Source organism: Pseudoxanthomonas sp. 97-1-1, from assembly GCF_057773125.1.
The window spans coordinates 1377824-1393668 of the sequence record NZ_JBYMTJ010000001.1 but is presented as its reverse complement, the minus strand read 5'-3'; the positions used below and the strand labels follow the sequence as shown (position 1 = coordinate 1393668).

Sequence of the window (15845 nt, the reverse complement as noted above, 5' to 3'; positions counted from 1 at the left end):
GCCGGAAAGACGGGATGCATAGCGCGTTCTTTGTGCGTGCGCATCGGATGTGTGTTGCCATGCAGCAACGGTTTGCGCGTGATCGCCGCCTGTCACTGGTTTCCACCCGCGGGGTTTGCGGCATGTCGTACCTGCCGCCGGTCGCGCCGTGCGGTATCCAAGCGGCGGGCATCGCTGTCAGAATCCGGCGTCGTGCCGGGAGGGTGGGCGGAGTGGATCAGGAGCATCCCAATGCGTAGTCGGATCGAAGACGTGGCCGCAGTGGCAGGCGTGTCCATGAAGACCGTGTCGCGCGTGCTCAACAACGAGCCGAACGTCCGCGAAGAAATGCGCCAGCGGGTCATGAAGGCGGTCGACCAGCTGCAGTACCGTCCCAACCTGTCGGCGCGCAGCCTGGCCGGGCAGCGTTCGTATGTCATCGCGCTGGTCTACAACAACCCGTCGCGCAACTACCTGATGGAGATCCAGAGCGGCATGCTGGATGCCTGTCGCGACAACCACTACAACCTGGTGCTGGCGCCGGTCGGCGCGCCGAAGCAGCGCAAGGCCGACGACCTGAAGGTGGTGTTCGAGCACTTCGCGCCGGACGGCGTGGTGCTGATTCCCCCGCTGACGGACGACCCCGTGGTGCTGGAATTCCTCGAACAGCACGAGGTGCCGTTCGCGTGCATCGCGCCCAAGCACCCGGACGATCGCATCGGCGTGATGATGGACGAGACCGCCGCCGTGCGCGAACTCATCGCAGGGCTGGTGGCACAGGGCCATCGCCGCATCGGCCATATCAAGGGCCCGCCTGCGCATGGCGCCTGCCAGTGGCGTTACAAGGGCTACAAGGACGCGTTGCGTGCGTCGGGCCTGGAGTACGACGCGGATCTGGTGGTGCAGGGCGCCTTCTCGTTCGAGTCCGGCATCGAGGCCGGCAATCGGCTGCTCGACCTGCGCCGGCCACCGACCGCCATCTTCGCGGCCAACGACGACATGGCCGCCGGCGTCATCCGTGCGGCGTGCGAGCGCGGGCTGGCGGTACCGCGCGACATCTCGGTGTGCGGCTTCGATGACACGCCCATCGCGCGCCATATCTATCCTGCGCTGACGACGGTGCGTCAGCCCACGTCGGAAATGGGCAGGCTGGCCACGCTGCAGCTGCTGGCGCGCATCCGCACGGCCGACGCGGGGAGCATGGTGCACGTCGAACATGAAGTGCTGTTCCGCGAATCGACACAGCCACCCGCGCGCCGCTGAAGCGGGCGCGTTCCTCATTTGCATCGGCCCTGGATTCCAGTGGCGCTACGCCCGTCCGGAAGGATGGATGCCGCGCGCGCATTCCATACCAATAGAAAACCTTCCGTGTGGTTGCGCAGGTTTTTTTCAGTTTCCTTGCGGCGACACGCAGGAAAGAAAACGGTTTCAGCTGCGACGCAGCATGAAGAATAGTGCTTGAAACAAGCCTTTTTCTTCAAATCACTAGTCGAATCACAGAAAGTTGACAACGCTGTCAATCGCGCGTCCAATTCGGCCCAACGTGAAAGGGGACAGGGGCCTCGAGCACACACACCAACGCCATTCGTGAATTTCCGGAGAGGGGAAAGTCCATGAAGCAAGTGCAATCCGTTCCAAGGAAGCGGGTGCTTACATCCGCATTGTTGCTCGCACTCGCAGGGCCCGCGTGGGCCCAGCAGGTCGAGACCCAGGGCAATGCCGATCCGGCGCCCGCAACCACCGGTGAGGTGGATCCCGCCACGCTGGATACCGTCGTGGTCAAGGGCATCCGCGCGAGCCTGGAATCGTCGATGAACCTCAAGCGCGATGCGCAGGGCGTCGTCGATGGCATCGTCGCCGAGGACATCGGCAAGTTCCCCGATACCAACCTGGCCGAATCGCTCCAGCGCATCAGTGGTGTGTCGATCGATCGCACGTCCAGCGGCGAAGGCTCCAAGGTCACCGTGCGCGGCATGGGCCCGGACTACAACCTGGTGCTGCTCAACGGTCGCCAGATGCCGGCGTCCAACCTGGGCAGCGGTGGTGCGGGATCCTCGACGTCGCGCTCGTTCGACTTCGCCAACCTGGCCAGCGAATCGGTGTCCGAGATCCGCGTCTTCAAGACCGGTCGCGCCGACAATCCGACCGGTGGCATCGGCGCCACCATCGACGTGCGGACGGCGCGCCCGCTGCAGGCCGAACCGGTCGCGACGTTCGGCCTGAAAGCAGTCAACGACAGCTCCAACGGCAACCTGCCGAAGACCATGCAGGGCAACGATTTCACCGGCGAGATGTCCGGCATCTTCAGCCAGACCTATGCCGATGGCCGTTTCGGTATCGCGCTCAGCGGCAGCTACCAGGAGCGCGATTCCGGCTTCAACCAGGCGTCGGTGGCCGATGGCTGGCTGACGTTCTACGGCGACAACTCGAACAGCTGGCAGCGCCTGCCGCTGCCCGGCGAGACGTACTACGACCGCATCGACAATCGCCCTGGACCGGACGATGTCTACGCGCGTCCGCAGAACACCGGCTACAGCGTCAACGGCGTGCAGCGCCAGCGCACCAACGGCCAGGTGACGCTGCAGTGGGCGCCGACCGACAACGTGACGACCACCCTGGACTACAACTACATCGAGAACAAGGTGCAGCAGCAGCGCAGCGAGCTGTCGGTGTGGTTCAACTACGGTCCGGGCGACAGTTCATGGACGGATGGTCCGGTTGCCGCGCCGATCATCTATTCCGAAGACATGACCAACGCCGACCTTTCGATGGGCGGCATGCAGTTGGCGACCAAGACCACCGGCGATTCGTTGGGCTTCAACGTCGAGTGGGAAGTCAACGACAACCTCAACCTCGAGTTCGACTACCACAATTCCACCTCCGAATCGAAGCCGGACAGTCCGCTCGGATCGGCCGGCGTGCTCGGCGTAGCTGCGTATGTGCGTGGCACCACCACCGTCGACTATAGCGGCGAGATCCCGATCGTCAACGTGCAGTTGCCGCCCGGCCAGACCGAAGTGCTTGCATCGCAGGCGCTGGTGACCGGTTCGGTGTTCCAGAACAGTTACAACAAGTCCGAGGTCGAACAGCTGCAGGCCAAGGGCCGCTTCGAGTTCGGTGACTACTCCGGACTGGACTTCGGCGTGTCGGCCATCGATGTACAGAACCGCTCCGCGTCGTCCGTGATGCAGCGCGATACCTGGGGTGGCGTCGGCACGCCGGCGGACTATGACGACAGCATCTGGTACGTCGATCACATGTCGCGTTACTTCGAGGCCTTCGGTAACCACAACAACCCGAACTGGACTGATGCGTTCCTGGTGTTCGACTTCGAGCGCCTGCGGAGCCGTGCGGGTGAGGTCGTGGGGCCGGGGCCGAACTTCGATCCCGCGTGCCCGACGTGCTACCAGATGCCGACCGAGTTCACCGACGACATGCGTACGACGGAGAAGTCGAAGAGTGCCTATGTGCAGTGGACGACGATGTTCGACTGGTCCATGCCGCTGCACGTGGCCCTGGGTGTCCGCTACGAGAAGACGGAAGTCGTCTCCACTGCACTGGAGCGCGTCGGCGAAACCATCACCTGGGTGGCCGCCAACGAACTTTATGTGGACTACGCGGGCGAGCGCGCCTTCGCGCGGCGCGAGGGAGACTACGATTACTTCCTGCCTAATCTGGACCTGAAGCTGGATCTCAGCGACAGCATGGTGCTGCGCGGCAGCTACAGCCAGACCATCGGCCGTCCCGGCTGGGGCGCCATACGTGGTGGTCAGCAACTGGCCAACGTCGTCCGGATCACCGGCGGTGACGGCAGCCGCGGTGATCCGGCGCTGGAGCCGCTCCTGTCTGACAACTTCGATCTGTCGTTCGAGTGGTACTACAGTCCGGGGAGCTACTTCTCCGTGGGCTACTTCCGCAAGGACATCGACAATTTCATCAGCGACACGATAGTTCGTGAAGAGCCTTTCGCGCTCCACACGCCGGTGGGTGGTACGTACTGGAACAACGCGCTGGCGGCTGGCTGCCTGCCGACGGATGGCGATTGCATCCGTACCTACATCTTCACCAATCACGCAAACGATCCTGGCGTCGATGTTGCGAGAGGTCGCATTACCGGTCAGCCTGGTGATCCCATCGCCGGGTTCAACATCACCGTTCCAGCCAACCAGCGATCGGACACGCTCGATGGTTTCGAGATCAACGTCCAGCACCTGTTCGGCGACAGCGGCTTCGGCCTGGCGGCGAACTACACCAAGGTGGATTCGGGCCTGACCTTCGACAACACCGACCTGGGCGACCAGTATCCGCTGGTCGGCCTGAGCGATTCGGCCAACCTGGTGGCGTTCTACGACAAGGGGCCGTGGCAGGTCCGCGCGGCATACAACTGGCGCGACGAGTTCTTCAACGGTGTCGGCGGTCAGGGCAACAACCCGAACTACGTCGAAGAGTACGGCCAGTTCGACATGAACGTGAGCTATCAGGTGACGCCACAGCTGACGATCAGCCTGGAAGGCATCAACCTCACCGACGAGACGATGCGTACCCACGCCCGTCACGAGAACATGGTGCGGTTCGCCACCCAGACCGGCCCGCGCTACATGTTCGGCCTGCGGTACAAGTTCTGACCGCAGCGGTGCGATCCAGGGACGGAGTCGTCGGCAGGTCCGGCGGCTCCGTCTTTCTTTGCCCCATGTGATCGGGCACGATGCCACGGGTTGCGCTGTTCCGCCCGGTAGCCTGCGAGAGCCGATGAGCCAGCACGTCCTGTTGAACAATATCGAGCACCGGACGCTCCGCGTGCGGGCCGGTCATGGTGCCGCACTCGGCGACGCCGTGATGCGGGCGCTGACATTCCCTGCCGAGTTCCGCGACGTGCAGGCGCACTACCCGATCGTGTTCGCGCGCGACGGCGAGGGACGCTTCATTCCGCTGGCACTGTTCGGCCTGCAGGAAGGCGAGAACCTGTTCCTCGACGGGGAGCGCTGGGATGCCACGTATGTCCCGCTGTCCGTCAGGCGGCAGCCCTTCCTGGTCGGGGTATCCGGCGAAGAGCGTTTGCTGCATGTCGATCTCGAGCACCCGCGCGCCCGCGACGGAGGCGGTGAGCCGCTGTTCCATGACCATGGCGGCGCCACGGAGTTCCTGGAGCGTGTGAAGTCCGTGCTGCTGGCGCTGCATGATGGCGTCGTCGCCACGCCCGCCTTCATTGATGCCCTGCTGGAGCACGATCTGCTGGAATCATTCGTGCTCGACGTGAAGCTGGATGATGGCTCGCACAACCGGCTGGCCGGCTTCCATACCATCGACGAGGCGCGGCTGCAGGCAGTGTCCGGGGATGCGCTGGAACGGCTGGCGCGCGATGGCCATCTGCTGCCCGTCTACATGGTGCTGGCATCGATGTCGCGCTTCCGCGATCTGATCGAACGGACCAACCGGCGCCGTGCGTCCGCTCGCTGAGTCCATCGACGAGATCGCTGGCTGCAGTCCGCAGTCGCTGCCGGAGGCTGTGCTGCTGGGGGCACGGCCGGTGGTCCTGCGAGGGCTGGTCTCGACCTGGCCCATGGTGCAGGCGGCACGTGCATCGGCGGTGGCGGGCATCGACTACCTCAAGCGGTTCGACCACGGCGGCATGCCCGTCGTGGCCACCGTTGCTCCACCCGAGGTGAAAGGACGCGTGTTCTACAACGAGGACCTGAGCGGCTTCAACTTCCGTCGTGAACAGGTGCCGCTGTCCGTCGCGCTCGACACGCTGCGCAAGTATCTCGATGCAGCAACGCCACCTTCCATCTATGTGGCCTCCACCACGCTCGACACCTTCCTGCCGGGCTTCCGTGCCGAGAACGACGTCGATCTCCGTCCGCGCGATCCACTGGCCAGCATCTGGATCGGCAACCGCAGCCGGATCGCTGCGCATCAGGATGTGCCGGACAATCTCGCTTGCGTCGTCGCGGGTCGCCGCCAGGTAACGCTGTTCCCGCCGGACCAGTTGGAGAATCTCTACATCGGTCCGCTGGATCACACGCCTGCGGGGCAGGCGGTGAGCTTGGTGGATTTCTCTGCGCCTGACCTCGCGCGTTTCCCGCGCTTCGAGGAGGCGCTGAGGCATGCACGCACCGCAGTGCTCGAACCGGGCGACGCGGTGTTCATTCCCAGCATGTGGTGGCACCACGTGGAGGGCCTGGACGCGTTCAACGTGCTGGTGAATTACTGGTGGCGGCAGTCGCCCGCGTGGATGGACACGCCGATGAATGCGCTGATGCTGGCCATCATGAGCGTGCGCGACCTTCCCGCGCACGAGCGCGCGGTGTGGAAGGACGTGTTCGACCACTATGTTTTCGACTACGACGAGGAACGGGATGCCGGCCATGTGCCCGAAGCGGCACGGCGTGTGCTCGCGCCCCTCGACGAAGCCCGTGTCCGCCACCTGCGCGCGCTGCTGCAGCAGCGCCTCAACCGTTGAGTGAACCTGCATGCAGACGTCGCAACCGATGACCAGTCCCCGCACCGTCAAGCGTGTCGTCATCGCCGGTGGCGGCACCGCCGGCTGGATGGCCGCTGCCGCGCTGTCCAAGACGCTGGGCAAGACCCTGGACATCACCCTGGTGGAGTCGGAAGAGATCGGGACGGTCGGTGTGGGCGAGGCGACGATCCCGACGCTGGTGGTCTTCCATCGCCTGCTCGACATCAAGGAGCAGGATTTCATGGCGGCGGTGCAGGGTACCGTGAAGCTGGGCATCTCCTTCGAGAACTGGAAGGACGTCGGCCACCGCTACATCCACTCGTTCGGCACCAGCGGCAAGGACCACTGGTCGGCGGGCTTCCAGCATTTCTGGCTGCGCGGGAGGGCCGAAGGCCTGGCGAGCGAGTACAGCGACTATTGCATCGAACTGCAGGCCGCGCTGCAGGACCGCTTCTCCCATCTGCCGCGCTACCATGTCAATTACGCGTACCACATGGACGCGGCGCTCTACGCCCGCTTCCTGCGGGGATTCAGTGAGCGCCACGGGTGCAAGCGCGTCGAGGGCAAGATCGTCGATGTCGGCACCGATGCCGAAGGCGGCATCTCCTCGATCAAGCTGGAGCGCGGCGAGGTGATCGAGGGCGACCTGTTCATCGACTGCACCGGCTTCCGTGCGCTGCTGATCGGCAAGACGCTGGGCGTGGGTTACACCGACTGGTCCCGGTGGCTGTTCAACGACAGTGCACTGGCCACCCAGACCACCGCGGTGCGCGATGCCGTGCCCTACACGCGTGCCATCGCCGGGACGGCAGGGTGGCAATGGCGCATCCCGCTGCAGCACCGGGTGGGCAACGGCATCGTGTACTCCAGCCGCCACATCAGCGACGACGAGGCGCGCGAGCAGTTCCTGTCCAGTGTCGAGGGCGAGGTCATCAAGCAGCCATGGCCGATCCGGTTCAAGCCGGGGCAACGGCAGCAATGCTGGGCGAAGAACTGCGTGGCCCTGGGGCTGGCCGGCAGTTTCATCGAGCCGCTGGAATCCACCACCATCCACCTGATCCAGCGCGGCATCGTGCGCTTGCTGCAGACCTTCCCGCATACGATCACGCAGCCGGCGATCGACGAGTACAACGCCCGTCTGGACGAAGAGCTGCAGCACGTTCGCGATTTCGTGGTGATGCACTACGCGGTCAGCGATCGTCGCGACACGCCCTACTGGCGCGACATAGCGGAGATGGAAATCCCCGCGACGCTCCGGCACAGGATCGAACTCTTCCGCGAGACGGGCACGGTCTTCCACGTACCCGGTGAGTTGTTCGGCGAGAATTCGTGGATACAGGTCATGCTGGGACAGGGCGTGATCCCGAAGGGCTATCACCCGACCGCCGATGTCATGTCGAAAGAGGATCTCCAGCGCTTCCTCGACGACATCCGCAGCAACGTGCTGGGTACGGCACGGCAGATGCCCGCCCACATGGATTACCTGCGCAGCTATTGCCCCGCGCCCAAGCCGTGAAACACGGAGCCGGCGGCATGGCCTAAGCTGCCGGCATGGGCGATCCACGACTCCAAGCCTTCCTGACCGGGCACCGGCGCTTGTTCGTCCTGACCGGTGCAGGTTGCAGCACCGGCTCCGGCATTCCCGACTACCGTGATGAGCACGGCGCCTGGAAGCGCACGCCGCCGGTGACCTATCAGGCGTTCATGGGCGACCATGCCACGCGCCAGCGCTACTGGGCGCGCAGTCTGCTCGGTTGGCCGCGCATCGCACGCGCCCGGCCGAACATCGCGCATCACGCACTGGCGTCGCTTGAAGCGCGCGGCCTGTCGGAAATGCTGCTGACACAGAATGTGGACGGCCTGCACCAGGCGGCCGGCAGCCTGTCGGTAGTCGACCTGCACGGTCGGCTCGACCAGGTGGTGTGCATGGGGTGTGGCGCGGGTTCTGCGCGTGCGGAAATGCAGACCCGCCTGGCGTCCGCGAATCCCGACTGGGTGGCGCTCGATGCTGTCGCGGCACCCGACGGCGATGCCGACCTGGACGGGCGCGACTTCAGCGCGTTCCACGTACCCGCCTGCGAAGCGTGCGGCGGACTGCTCAAGCCCGATGTGGTGTTCTTCGGCGAGAACGTGCCGCGTGCGCGCGTCGACCATGCCATGGCGCATCTCCGGCGCGCGGATGCGATGCTGGTGGTCGGCTCGTCCTTGATGGTCTACTCCGGGTTGCGCTTCGTGCATGCCGCCGTGCGTGCGGACATCCCGGTGGTCGCCGTCAATCTGGGGCGGACGCGCGCCCATGAGTTGCTGCGGTTCCGCGTGGCGGCCCCTTGTGGTGACGCACTGGGCTTCCTGCTGGAAGACCAGGCGCGCCTTTCGCTCACTCCATCGATGGTTGCAGGCTGATCCAGCGTTCCAGCGAGTGCGGGGACAGGGGACGCGAGACGTAGTAGCCCTGCAACAGATCGCAGTTGAGCGAGGCCAGCACGGCGCGTTGCGCCGCATTCTCGACACCCTCGGCGACCACCTTCAACGCCAGGCTTTCGCCGATGCGCAGGATGGACGTGGTGAGTGCACGGGCGGACTCGCTGTGCTCCAGGTCGCGCACGAAGCTCATGTCGAGCTTCAGTTCGCTGATGGGCAGGCGGTGGAGATGGCTCAGGCTGGAGTAGCCGGTGCCGAAATCGTCGATCGACAGGCTCACGCCCATGCGGTGGATCGCATCGATGTTGGCCAGTACCTCGGGTTTCTGCGCCAGCATGACGCTCTCGGTCACTTCCACCATCAGCTCGGACGGGGAAAGCCCGCATTTGCCCAGCACATTGCCGATGAAGGTCGGCAGGTCCTGCTGTTCGAAGTTGATCGCCGACAGGTTGACCGAGACGCGCGGCACCGGCACGCCGCGCCGCCGCCAGTCCGCCATCTGGGTGCAGGCTTCTTCCAGCGTCCACCGGCCCAGCTCGTCGATCAGGCCGCACTCTTCGGCCATCGGCACGAAGGTGGCGGGCGAGATCTCGCCGATTTCCGGATGGCGCCAGCGCAGCAACGCTTCCACGCCATGCAGGCGGGCATCGTCATCCAGCGCGACCTGCGGCTGGTAGTGCAGGCGCAATTGGCCGCTGCGTACCGCCTCGCGCAGCGCATTCTCCAGTGCGAGCCGCTCCTGCATCGCCTGGTTCATCTCCAGGCTGTAGAACACGATGCGCGCGCCGCCCTCGGACTTGGCGCGGTACATCGCGATATCGGCATGGCGTACCAGCGAATCCACATCCCAGCCATCGGCGGGGAACATCGCCACGCCCACGCTGGCCTGCGGCGTCAGCATCATCCGGCCTGCGCTCACCGGTTCGGACAGCCGGGCCATCAGGCGATCGGCCAGGTTGGCGGCTTCCTCCGCACTGCGGTCGGGAACGGCCAGCACGAATTCATCGCCGGCCAGTCGCGCCACCACGTCGCCTTCGCGCAGCTCGCTGCCCAGGCGTTTGGCCAGCTCGCGCAGCAACGCATCGCCAGCCGTGTGGCCCTGGGTGTCGTTCACGATCTTGAAGCGGTCGATGTCGATGAACAGCAACGCCACGGCGCTGTCGCGTCGCGCGGCGCCCAGCAGCATCTGCTCGACCTTGCTGTTGAACAGCGCACGGTTCGGCAGGCCGGTCAGAGTGTCGAAGAACGAGAGCTGGTGCATGCGCGCACGTGCGCGCTCGCGCTCCATCGCCAGCGCGCACAGATGCAGGCAGACATCGACCACGCGCTGGTGGAAATCGTCGGGCGCCCTGTTTTCCCAGTAGTACAGCGCGAACGTGCCCAGCACGCGGCCATCATGGGCCTTGATCGGACTCGACCAGCATGCACGGATGCCCAGTGCGAGGAACGGGGCGTTGTACGCCTGCCAGCGCGGGTCGCGTTCGATGTCGCTGCATTCGACGGGCTGCCCGCTCCAGGCGGCCGAGCCGCAGGCGCCGACCATCGGACCCGCGAGCTCGCCGTCGATCAGCGCGCCGATGGCGTCGGGCAGGCTGGGAGCCGCGAGCGGGCGAAGGCGGCCGTAGTCGTCCAGCGCGATCACCGACGCCACGGCTTCCGGCATGACCTTTTCGACTTCGCGGCAGACCAGCGTCAGCACCTCCTGCAGCGGCTGCTCCCGGACGATGGCGCCCAGCACCTTGCGGTGCAGCTCTTCGTGCAGTTTGCTGTGGGTGATGTCGGTATAGACGCCGAGCAGGTAGCGGACGTTGCGCTCGGGGTCGAAGACGGGATTGACGACCGCAGAGATCCACAGCGGCACGCCGCTCTTCGCGTAGACCAGCAGTTCGGTGCGGTAACCCTGTTGGACATTCAACTGGCCGCGCACCCATTCGACCGTTTCCGGATCGGTGTGCGGGCCGGCCAGGAAATCGCTGGGGCGGCGGCCAGCGGCTTCCTCCAGCGTGTAGCCGAGCATGCGCGTGAAGCCCTGGTTGATCCAGGTGATGTGCGCTGCGTCGTCGCAGACGACGACCGCGTTGTCGCTGTGGTCGATGACCCAGGATACGTCGGGCGCGCCATTGGCGAAGTGCGGCGGCATGGCGATGGCAGTGGGCCTCACGGTCAGTTCTTCCCCAAGAACGGTTTCCGCCTGATGGACCGGGTTCGCCACGGCACTCCCTGCTCAGCCATCCCCGAAACGGGGAGATACGATGCGGTATCGGCCCCTGATCGCCGCACTTTACCTGAAGTTTCACGTGGCGCGGGGGTCGACCCACCTGCAAACGCTTACAGCCCGCCCGCCAGGCCGCAACCCGCCTTCGATGCCGCCATCGCGCGCATTCGCAGGGCAACTCCCGAGCGGAAGTGCCGGGTGCGAGGAGCGGTGTCGAGGGTGGGCATGGCCTGACGCACCGTCGTCATGATCGCCGCCTAGGCTTGCCGCCCGCATGACAGGGGTGGACATGAAAGCGAAACGGACGTGGATGGGGGGCGGGTTGCTGCTGTGCCTGGCAGGGTGCCAGGGCGCATCCGCGCCCGACGCGGAACAAGGCGGAGCAGCACTGCCGGTCGCGGTGGACACTCGGCCGGACGCAGCGGCGCCCGCAACGCACTACGCGCGGGCGACACAGGCACTGGCGGAAAACCGGATGCTTGTCCCGGCGGGAGACAACGCGGTGGAACACTACCTGGCGGCGCGCGCCGAAGCGGCGGAGCGCGTACGTGCGCAGGCTGCGCTGTCGGAACTGCAGCCTTATGTGCTGATCGCCGCCGAACAGGCGATCGCGCGTGGCGATGCAGGGGAGGCGCAGCGCCTGCTGGGTCTGATCGAACGCATCGATGGGCGGGCGCCTGCGCTGCCGCGACTGGGCGCCGGGGTGGCGGCATTGCTGCGCGAGCAGGCGTTGCAGGCTGCCGCAGCTGACGCGGCGGCAGCACTGCCGGCCATATCCCCCGCGTCCTCGACCCTGGAGGCATCGCCGGCACAGACAGCGCGTGCGCCCGCGCCTGCGCCTGCGCCCGCAGTCGCCGCCGCACCGGTTGTCCGCGCACCCGATGTCGCTCCTTCGCCTGCGCCGCTCCCTGCGCGACAGGAAGAAGCACCGGCCACCAGCCCTTCCGTTGTGCCGTCGCGCGTCGTGCAGGAGAACCGGGCGCCGCGCCTGCTGCAGGACGCACAGCCGCGATATCCGCTGCCTGCGCTGCGCGCGCGCGTGGAAGGGCAGGCGGAAGTCGCTTTCACCATCCAGCCCGACGGCAGCGTGCGCGACGTGCGCCTGGTGTCATCGACGCCTGCGGGCATGTTCGATGCGCCCGCGCTCGCGGTCGCGCAACGTTGGCGTTTCGAGGCGACCGGCCAGGCGCATGCATCACGCCGCACGGTGCGCTTCCGGTTGCCTGCCGCAGGGGCCAGCGACGGCTGATTGGTGTCCGCCCGCGTCTGCGGCGAGAATGGCGGCATGACGACCTCCTCCGCTTCTCCGATCCTCGATACCGTCGAACAGGAAACCGGCCCGGCGCCCCGGTGGTCCGTGCTGTGGTTGCACGGCCTGGGTGCCGATGGCCACGACTTCGCCCCGATCGTGCCCGAACTGGTGCGCCCGGAATGGCCGGCGCTGCGTTTCGTCTTCCCGCATGCGCCCGTGCGCGCGGTGACGATCAACAACGGCGTCCGCATGCGTGCGTGGTACGACATCGTGGGCATGGACTTCCCCACTCGGGCGGACAGCGCCGGCATCGAGGAGTCGCTGGTGCAGGTGGAGGCATTGATCGCGCGCGAGCAGGCGCGGGGCATCGCGCCGGAGCGGTTGCTGCTGGCGGGATTCTCCCAGGGCGGTGCCATCACCCTGGCGGCCGGCCTGCGCAGGCAGGTGCCGTTGGCGGGGCTGATCGCGCTCTCCACCTACCTGCCGGGCGCGGCGCAGGCTGCCACGCACCTGGTGGCTGCGGCCACCGCGCAACCGGTGTTCATGGCGCACGGCACGGGGGATCCGGTGATCCCGCTCATCCATGCCGAACAGAGCGCCCGCGCACTCGGTGACTTGGGTTTCGACGTGCAATGGCACCGCTATCCGATGGCACACCAGGTGTGCGCGGAGGAAATCCGTGACCTGGGTGACTGGATGAGCCGGCGGTTTGCGTTGTAATCCCCACGCGCCCCCCGAAGGATGACGCATGGCGCCGCCATGGGTAACCTAGGACGCGGGGGATCACGCCAACGTTCACCGAGGACGCCTTTGCCGTGAAAGTGGTTATTGCCGACGACGAACCCCTTGCCCGCGAGCGCCTGCGCGCGTTGCTGGCCGAGCATCCCGGCATCGACGTGGTCGCCGAGGCCGAGAACGGCCTGGACGCGTTGCAGGCCTGTTCGCAGCATCGCCCCGACATGGTCCTGCTGGACATCGCCATGCCGGGCGTGGACGGACTCGAGGCCGCCCGCCATCTGGCCGCCTTCGACCCGCGCCCCGCCGTGGTGTTCTGCACGGCCTACGACGAACACGCGCTGTCGGCTTTCGAGGCCGCCGCCATCGATTACCTGATGAAGCCGATCCGCGCCGAGCGATTGGCCGCCGCGCTCGAACGCGCGCGCACCTTCATCGCCGGACGCGAGACCCAGGCGCCGGCGTCATCGAGCAGCCAGCCGCGGACCCACCTGTGTGCACGCCTGCGGGGCAGCCTGCGGCTGATTCCCGTGGATGAAGTGCACTACCTGCAGGCGGAGGAGAAGTACGTGGTGGTGCACCACGCGCGCGGCGAGGACCTGATCGAGGAATCGCTGAAATCGCTGGAAGAGGAATTCGGTGGACGCTTCGTGCGGATCCATCGCAACTGCCTGGTCGCGCGCCACGAACTGGTCGAGATCAAGCGCATCGGCGATGGCCATGTCCAGGCCATCCTGCGCCATGGCAAGGAGCCGCTGGAAGTGAGTCGCCGCTGCGTGGCGGGCCTGCGCGAGACCGTCAAGGCGCTCTGAACGCGCGCGGACGTGGCGCCATGCGGGATAATGCCCGCATGACCCTGCTGCGCATCGCCACCCGCAAGAGCCCGCTCGCCCTCTGGCAGAGCGAACACGTCGCCGACCGGCTGCGCGCCGCCCATCCCGGGCTGGCGGTCGAGCTGGTGCCGATGAGCACGCGTGGCGACGAGGTGCTGGACCGCTCGCTGGCCGCCATCGGGGGCAAGGGCCTGTTCCTGAAGGAACTGGAGCTGGCCATGCTGCGCGGCGAGGCGGACTGCGCCGTGCATTCGCTGAAGGATGTGCCGATGGAGCTCGAAGGTCCCTTCGCGCTGCCCGCCATCCTGCCGCGCGCGGATCCGGCCGACGCCTTCATCTCCCATCACTACGACGGCATCGCCGCGCTGCCCCATGGCGCCCGCGTGGGAACGTCGTCGCTGCGCCGGCAGGCGCAGCTGCGCGCATTGCGCCCGGACCTGCAGCTGCTGGACCTGCGCGGCAACGTCAATACGCGACTGGCCAAGCTGGATGCCGGCGACTACGACGCGATCGTGCTGGCGTGCGCCGGGTTGCAACGCCTGGGGTTCGCTTCGCGCATCCGCGTGCGGCTGGATGCGCCGCGCTGGCTGCCGGCGCCCGCGCAGGGGGCCATCGCGGTGGAGTGCCGGGCGGAAGATCCCGTCACGCATGCGCTGTTCGCGGCGCTGGACGATGCCGCGACGCGCGTTTGCGTGGAGGCGGAGCGTGCCATGAACCGGGCACTGCACGGCAGCTGCCATGTTCCGGTGGCTGCGTTTGCGCAGCGCACGGGCGATGCGCTGTCGCTGTCGGGACTGGTGGGTTCGGCGGAGGGGCAGGTGATCCGCGCGGAAGATACCGGCCCGGCCGGCGATCCCGAGGCGCTGGGGCAACGCGTCGCGGCCCAACTGCTGGCGCAGGGCGCGGGCGCGCTCCTCGCCTGAGCGGCGCGCGCGGTTACTTGAAGCGGTAGACCACGTTCATCGTGGTCAGGGTGTCCGTCTTCTTGATGTCGGGTGCGACATCGCTGTTGTGTCGCGCCTGCCAACCCGCCTTCAGCGCGAGGTGCGAGTTCATCGTGACCGAGACGCCCAGGTCGTTCTGCGCGAAGGTGTTGTATTCGCCGGATTCCACCAGCAGCTTGTTGACGATCTCGGTGTTCTCGCTCAGCGCGTAGCGCAGGTCGATCAGGCCACGGCCGATGAAGCCGGCTTCGGTGCGGTCATCGAGCGTGTCGTACGCGCGGCGATAACCGGGACCGACCTGCAGGTCGAGGTGGCCGCGTTGCCCCTCGAGGACGCGGTTGCCGTAGCTGAGGCTGACGGACTGCTGCCGGCTGTAGGTGCCGAAGTCGTCTTCTTCGTGGCGCACGGCGGTGTTGAGCGTGCCGCGTTCGTCCATCAGGTAGGCGCTGTTGGCGTTGACCGTGTAGCGGTTGGCCGTGGTGCGGCTGTCGCGGATGACGCTGCCGTCGTCCTGGGTCCGGGTGTATTCGGAGCGTGAGTGCAGGCCGAACAGGCTGGCGCTGTGGCGCCATGCGCCGCCGTCGGTATAGGTCAGGTCCAACCGTCCGTTGAAACTCTCGGTGTTGCTGTTGCCGCTGGTGGCGGCGATGCCCAGTTCACCGCCACCGGTGAGCGTGGGCGTCGGCGGTGCCGGCTCAGGTGGCGCTTCGGGAATGGGGCGCACCGCCATGGCGATGACCGGCAGCGCCGCACTGCCCTGCTTGCCGAACCCCTTGCCTGCATGGATGGCTTCCCCCTTCTCGTTACGCGGCAGCACCACCTCGCCAGCCAGGGCAGGCGCAACGTTGCCGGCGATCAGGACGAGTGCCAGCAAGGAGGGAGGCGTCGGGCGTGACATGGCGGGTCTCGAGGAAATGGAGAGGGAATGTAAGCGGTTACATGGTAGATGTGAGCCGACGGCGCCACAACCCAAGTGCTTGTTCCGATTCAGGTTTGCGACATGCAT

At 66.4% G+C, this 15845-nt stretch carries 12 protein-coding genes; 10 read left to right on the top strand and 2 right to left on the bottom strand.

The genetic code is table 11. From position 1 onward, the window contains the following. The first annotated feature begins 231 nt into the window (after window positions 1–231). The 6 genes from AC3DET_RS06575 (at window position 232) to AC3DET_RS06550 (ending at window position 8842) form a co-directional block, all read left to right on the top strand. The gene (locus tag AC3DET_RS06575) at window positions 232–1242 is read left to right on the top strand and encodes a LacI family DNA-binding transcriptional regulator (RefSeq protein ID WP_192200010.1); all 1011 of its coding nucleotides are present in this window, start codon (window positions 232–234) and stop codon (window positions 1240–1242) included. A 350-nt stretch (window positions 1243–1592) separates the two neighbouring features. After that, complete coding sequence (locus tag AC3DET_RS06570) at window positions 1593–4604, top strand: TonB-dependent receptor (protein WP_488391081.1); 3012 nt, start codon at window positions 1593–1595, stop codon at window positions 4602–4604. A 124-nt stretch (window positions 4605–4728) separates the two neighbouring features. Continuing rightward, entirely contained in the window at window positions 4729–5436 is a 708-nt protein-coding gene (locus tag AC3DET_RS06565) for a SapC family protein (protein WP_488391080.1), read from the top strand. After that, window positions 5420–6439: a cupin-like domain-containing protein gene (locus tag AC3DET_RS06560; protein WP_488391079.1), complete on the top strand. Its 1020-nt coding sequence runs from the start codon at window positions 5420–5422 to the stop codon at window positions 6437–6439. Before AC3DET_RS06565 ends, AC3DET_RS06560 begins: the two co-directional genes overlap by 17 nt. Window positions 6440–6449: 10 nt before the next feature. Further along, window positions 6450–7955 (top strand): tryptophan halogenase family protein, encoded by a 1506-nt coding sequence (locus AC3DET_RS06555; protein ID WP_488391078.1) that lies wholly within the window; start codon window positions 6450–6452, stop codon window positions 7953–7955. A 35-nt stretch (window positions 7956–7990) separates the two neighbouring features. Continuing rightward, window positions 7991–8842, top strand: a complete 852-nt coding sequence (locus tag AC3DET_RS06550) for an NAD-dependent protein deacetylase (RefSeq protein ID WP_488391077.1) — start codon at window positions 7991–7993, stop codon at window positions 8840–8842. On the opposite strand, the gene AC3DET_RS06545 is transcribed toward AC3DET_RS06550, so the two are convergent. Further along, window positions 8817–11021 (bottom strand): sensor domain-containing protein, encoded by a 2205-nt coding sequence (locus AC3DET_RS06545; protein ID WP_488391076.1) that lies wholly within the window; start codon window positions 11019–11021, stop codon window positions 8817–8819. The genes AC3DET_RS06550 and AC3DET_RS06545 overlap by 26 nt on opposite strands. A 343-nt stretch (window positions 11022–11364) precedes the next feature. Between AC3DET_RS06545 and AC3DET_RS06540 the strand changes: the two genes are divergently transcribed. The 4 genes from AC3DET_RS06540 to hemC all read left to right on the top strand — a co-directional run bounded on the left by AC3DET_RS06540 (window position 11365) and on the right by hemC (window position 14818). Then, window positions 11365–12324 carry an energy transducer TonB gene (locus tag AC3DET_RS06540; RefSeq protein ID WP_488391075.1) on the top strand — a complete coding sequence of 320 codons (960 nt, stop codon included), beginning with the start codon at window positions 11365–11367 and terminating at the stop codon, window positions 12322–12324. A gap of 36 nt (window positions 12325–12360) precedes the next feature. Next, a complete protein-coding gene (locus AC3DET_RS06535) occupies window positions 12361–13047 on the top strand; it encodes an alpha/beta hydrolase (RefSeq protein WP_337730781.1) in 687 nt (228 codons plus the stop codon). 95 nt (window positions 13048–13142) lie between these two features. After that, window positions 13143–13874 carry a LytR/AlgR family response regulator transcription factor gene (locus tag AC3DET_RS06530; protein ID WP_337730780.1) on the top strand — a complete coding sequence of 244 codons (732 nt, stop codon included), beginning with the start codon at window positions 13143–13145 and terminating at the stop codon, window positions 13872–13874. Between the two features lie 38 nt (window positions 13875–13912). After that, complete coding sequence (gene hemC / locus AC3DET_RS06525) at window positions 13913–14818, top strand: hydroxymethylbilane synthase (RefSeq protein WP_488391074.1); 906 nt, start codon at window positions 13913–13915, stop codon at window positions 14816–14818. A gap of 13 nt (window positions 14819–14831) precedes the next feature. On the opposite strand, the gene AC3DET_RS06520 is transcribed toward hemC, so the two are convergent. Beyond that, window positions 14832–15569, bottom strand: coding sequence for a DUF481 domain-containing protein (locus AC3DET_RS06520; RefSeq protein WP_192201204.1), 738 nt, complete (start codon window positions 15567–15569; stop codon window positions 14832–14834). Window positions 15570–15845: the final 276 nt, after the last annotated feature.

Excerpts from the sequence above, each read along its gene's own strand:
- AC3DET_RS06575 (WP_192200010.1), top strand. The coding sequence starts at position 232 with ATGCGTAGTCGGATCGAAGACGTGGCCGCAGTGGCAGGCGTGTCCATG.
- AC3DET_RS06570 (WP_488391081.1), top strand. The coding sequence starts at position 1,593 with ATGAAGCAAGTGCAATCCGTTCCAAGGAAGCGGGTGCTTACATCCGCA.
- AC3DET_RS06565 (WP_488391080.1), top strand. The coding sequence starts at position 4,729 with ATGAGCCAGCACGTCCTGTTGAACAATATCGAGCACCGGACGCTCCGC.
- AC3DET_RS06555 (WP_488391078.1), top strand. The coding sequence starts at position 6,450 with ATGCAGACGTCGCAACCGATGACCAGTCCCCGCACCGTCAAGCGTGTC.
- AC3DET_RS06550 (WP_488391077.1), top strand. The coding sequence starts at position 7,991 with ATGGGCGATCCACGACTCCAAGCCTTCCTGACCGGGCACCGGCGCTTG.
- AC3DET_RS06540 (WP_488391075.1), top strand. The coding sequence starts at position 11,365 with ATGAAAGCGAAACGGACGTGGATGGGGGGCGGGTTGCTGCTGTGCCTG.
- AC3DET_RS06535 (WP_337730781.1), top strand. The coding sequence starts at position 12,361 with ATGACGACCTCCTCCGCTTCTCCGATCCTCGATACCGTCGAACAGGAA.
- hemC (WP_488391074.1), top strand. The coding sequence starts at position 13,913 with ATGACCCTGCTGCGCATCGCCACCCGCAAGAGCCCGCTCGCCCTCTGG.
- AC3DET_RS06520 (WP_192201204.1), bottom strand. The coding sequence starts at position 15,569 with ATGGCGGTGCGCCCCATTCCCGAAGCGCCACCTGAGCCGGCACCGCCG.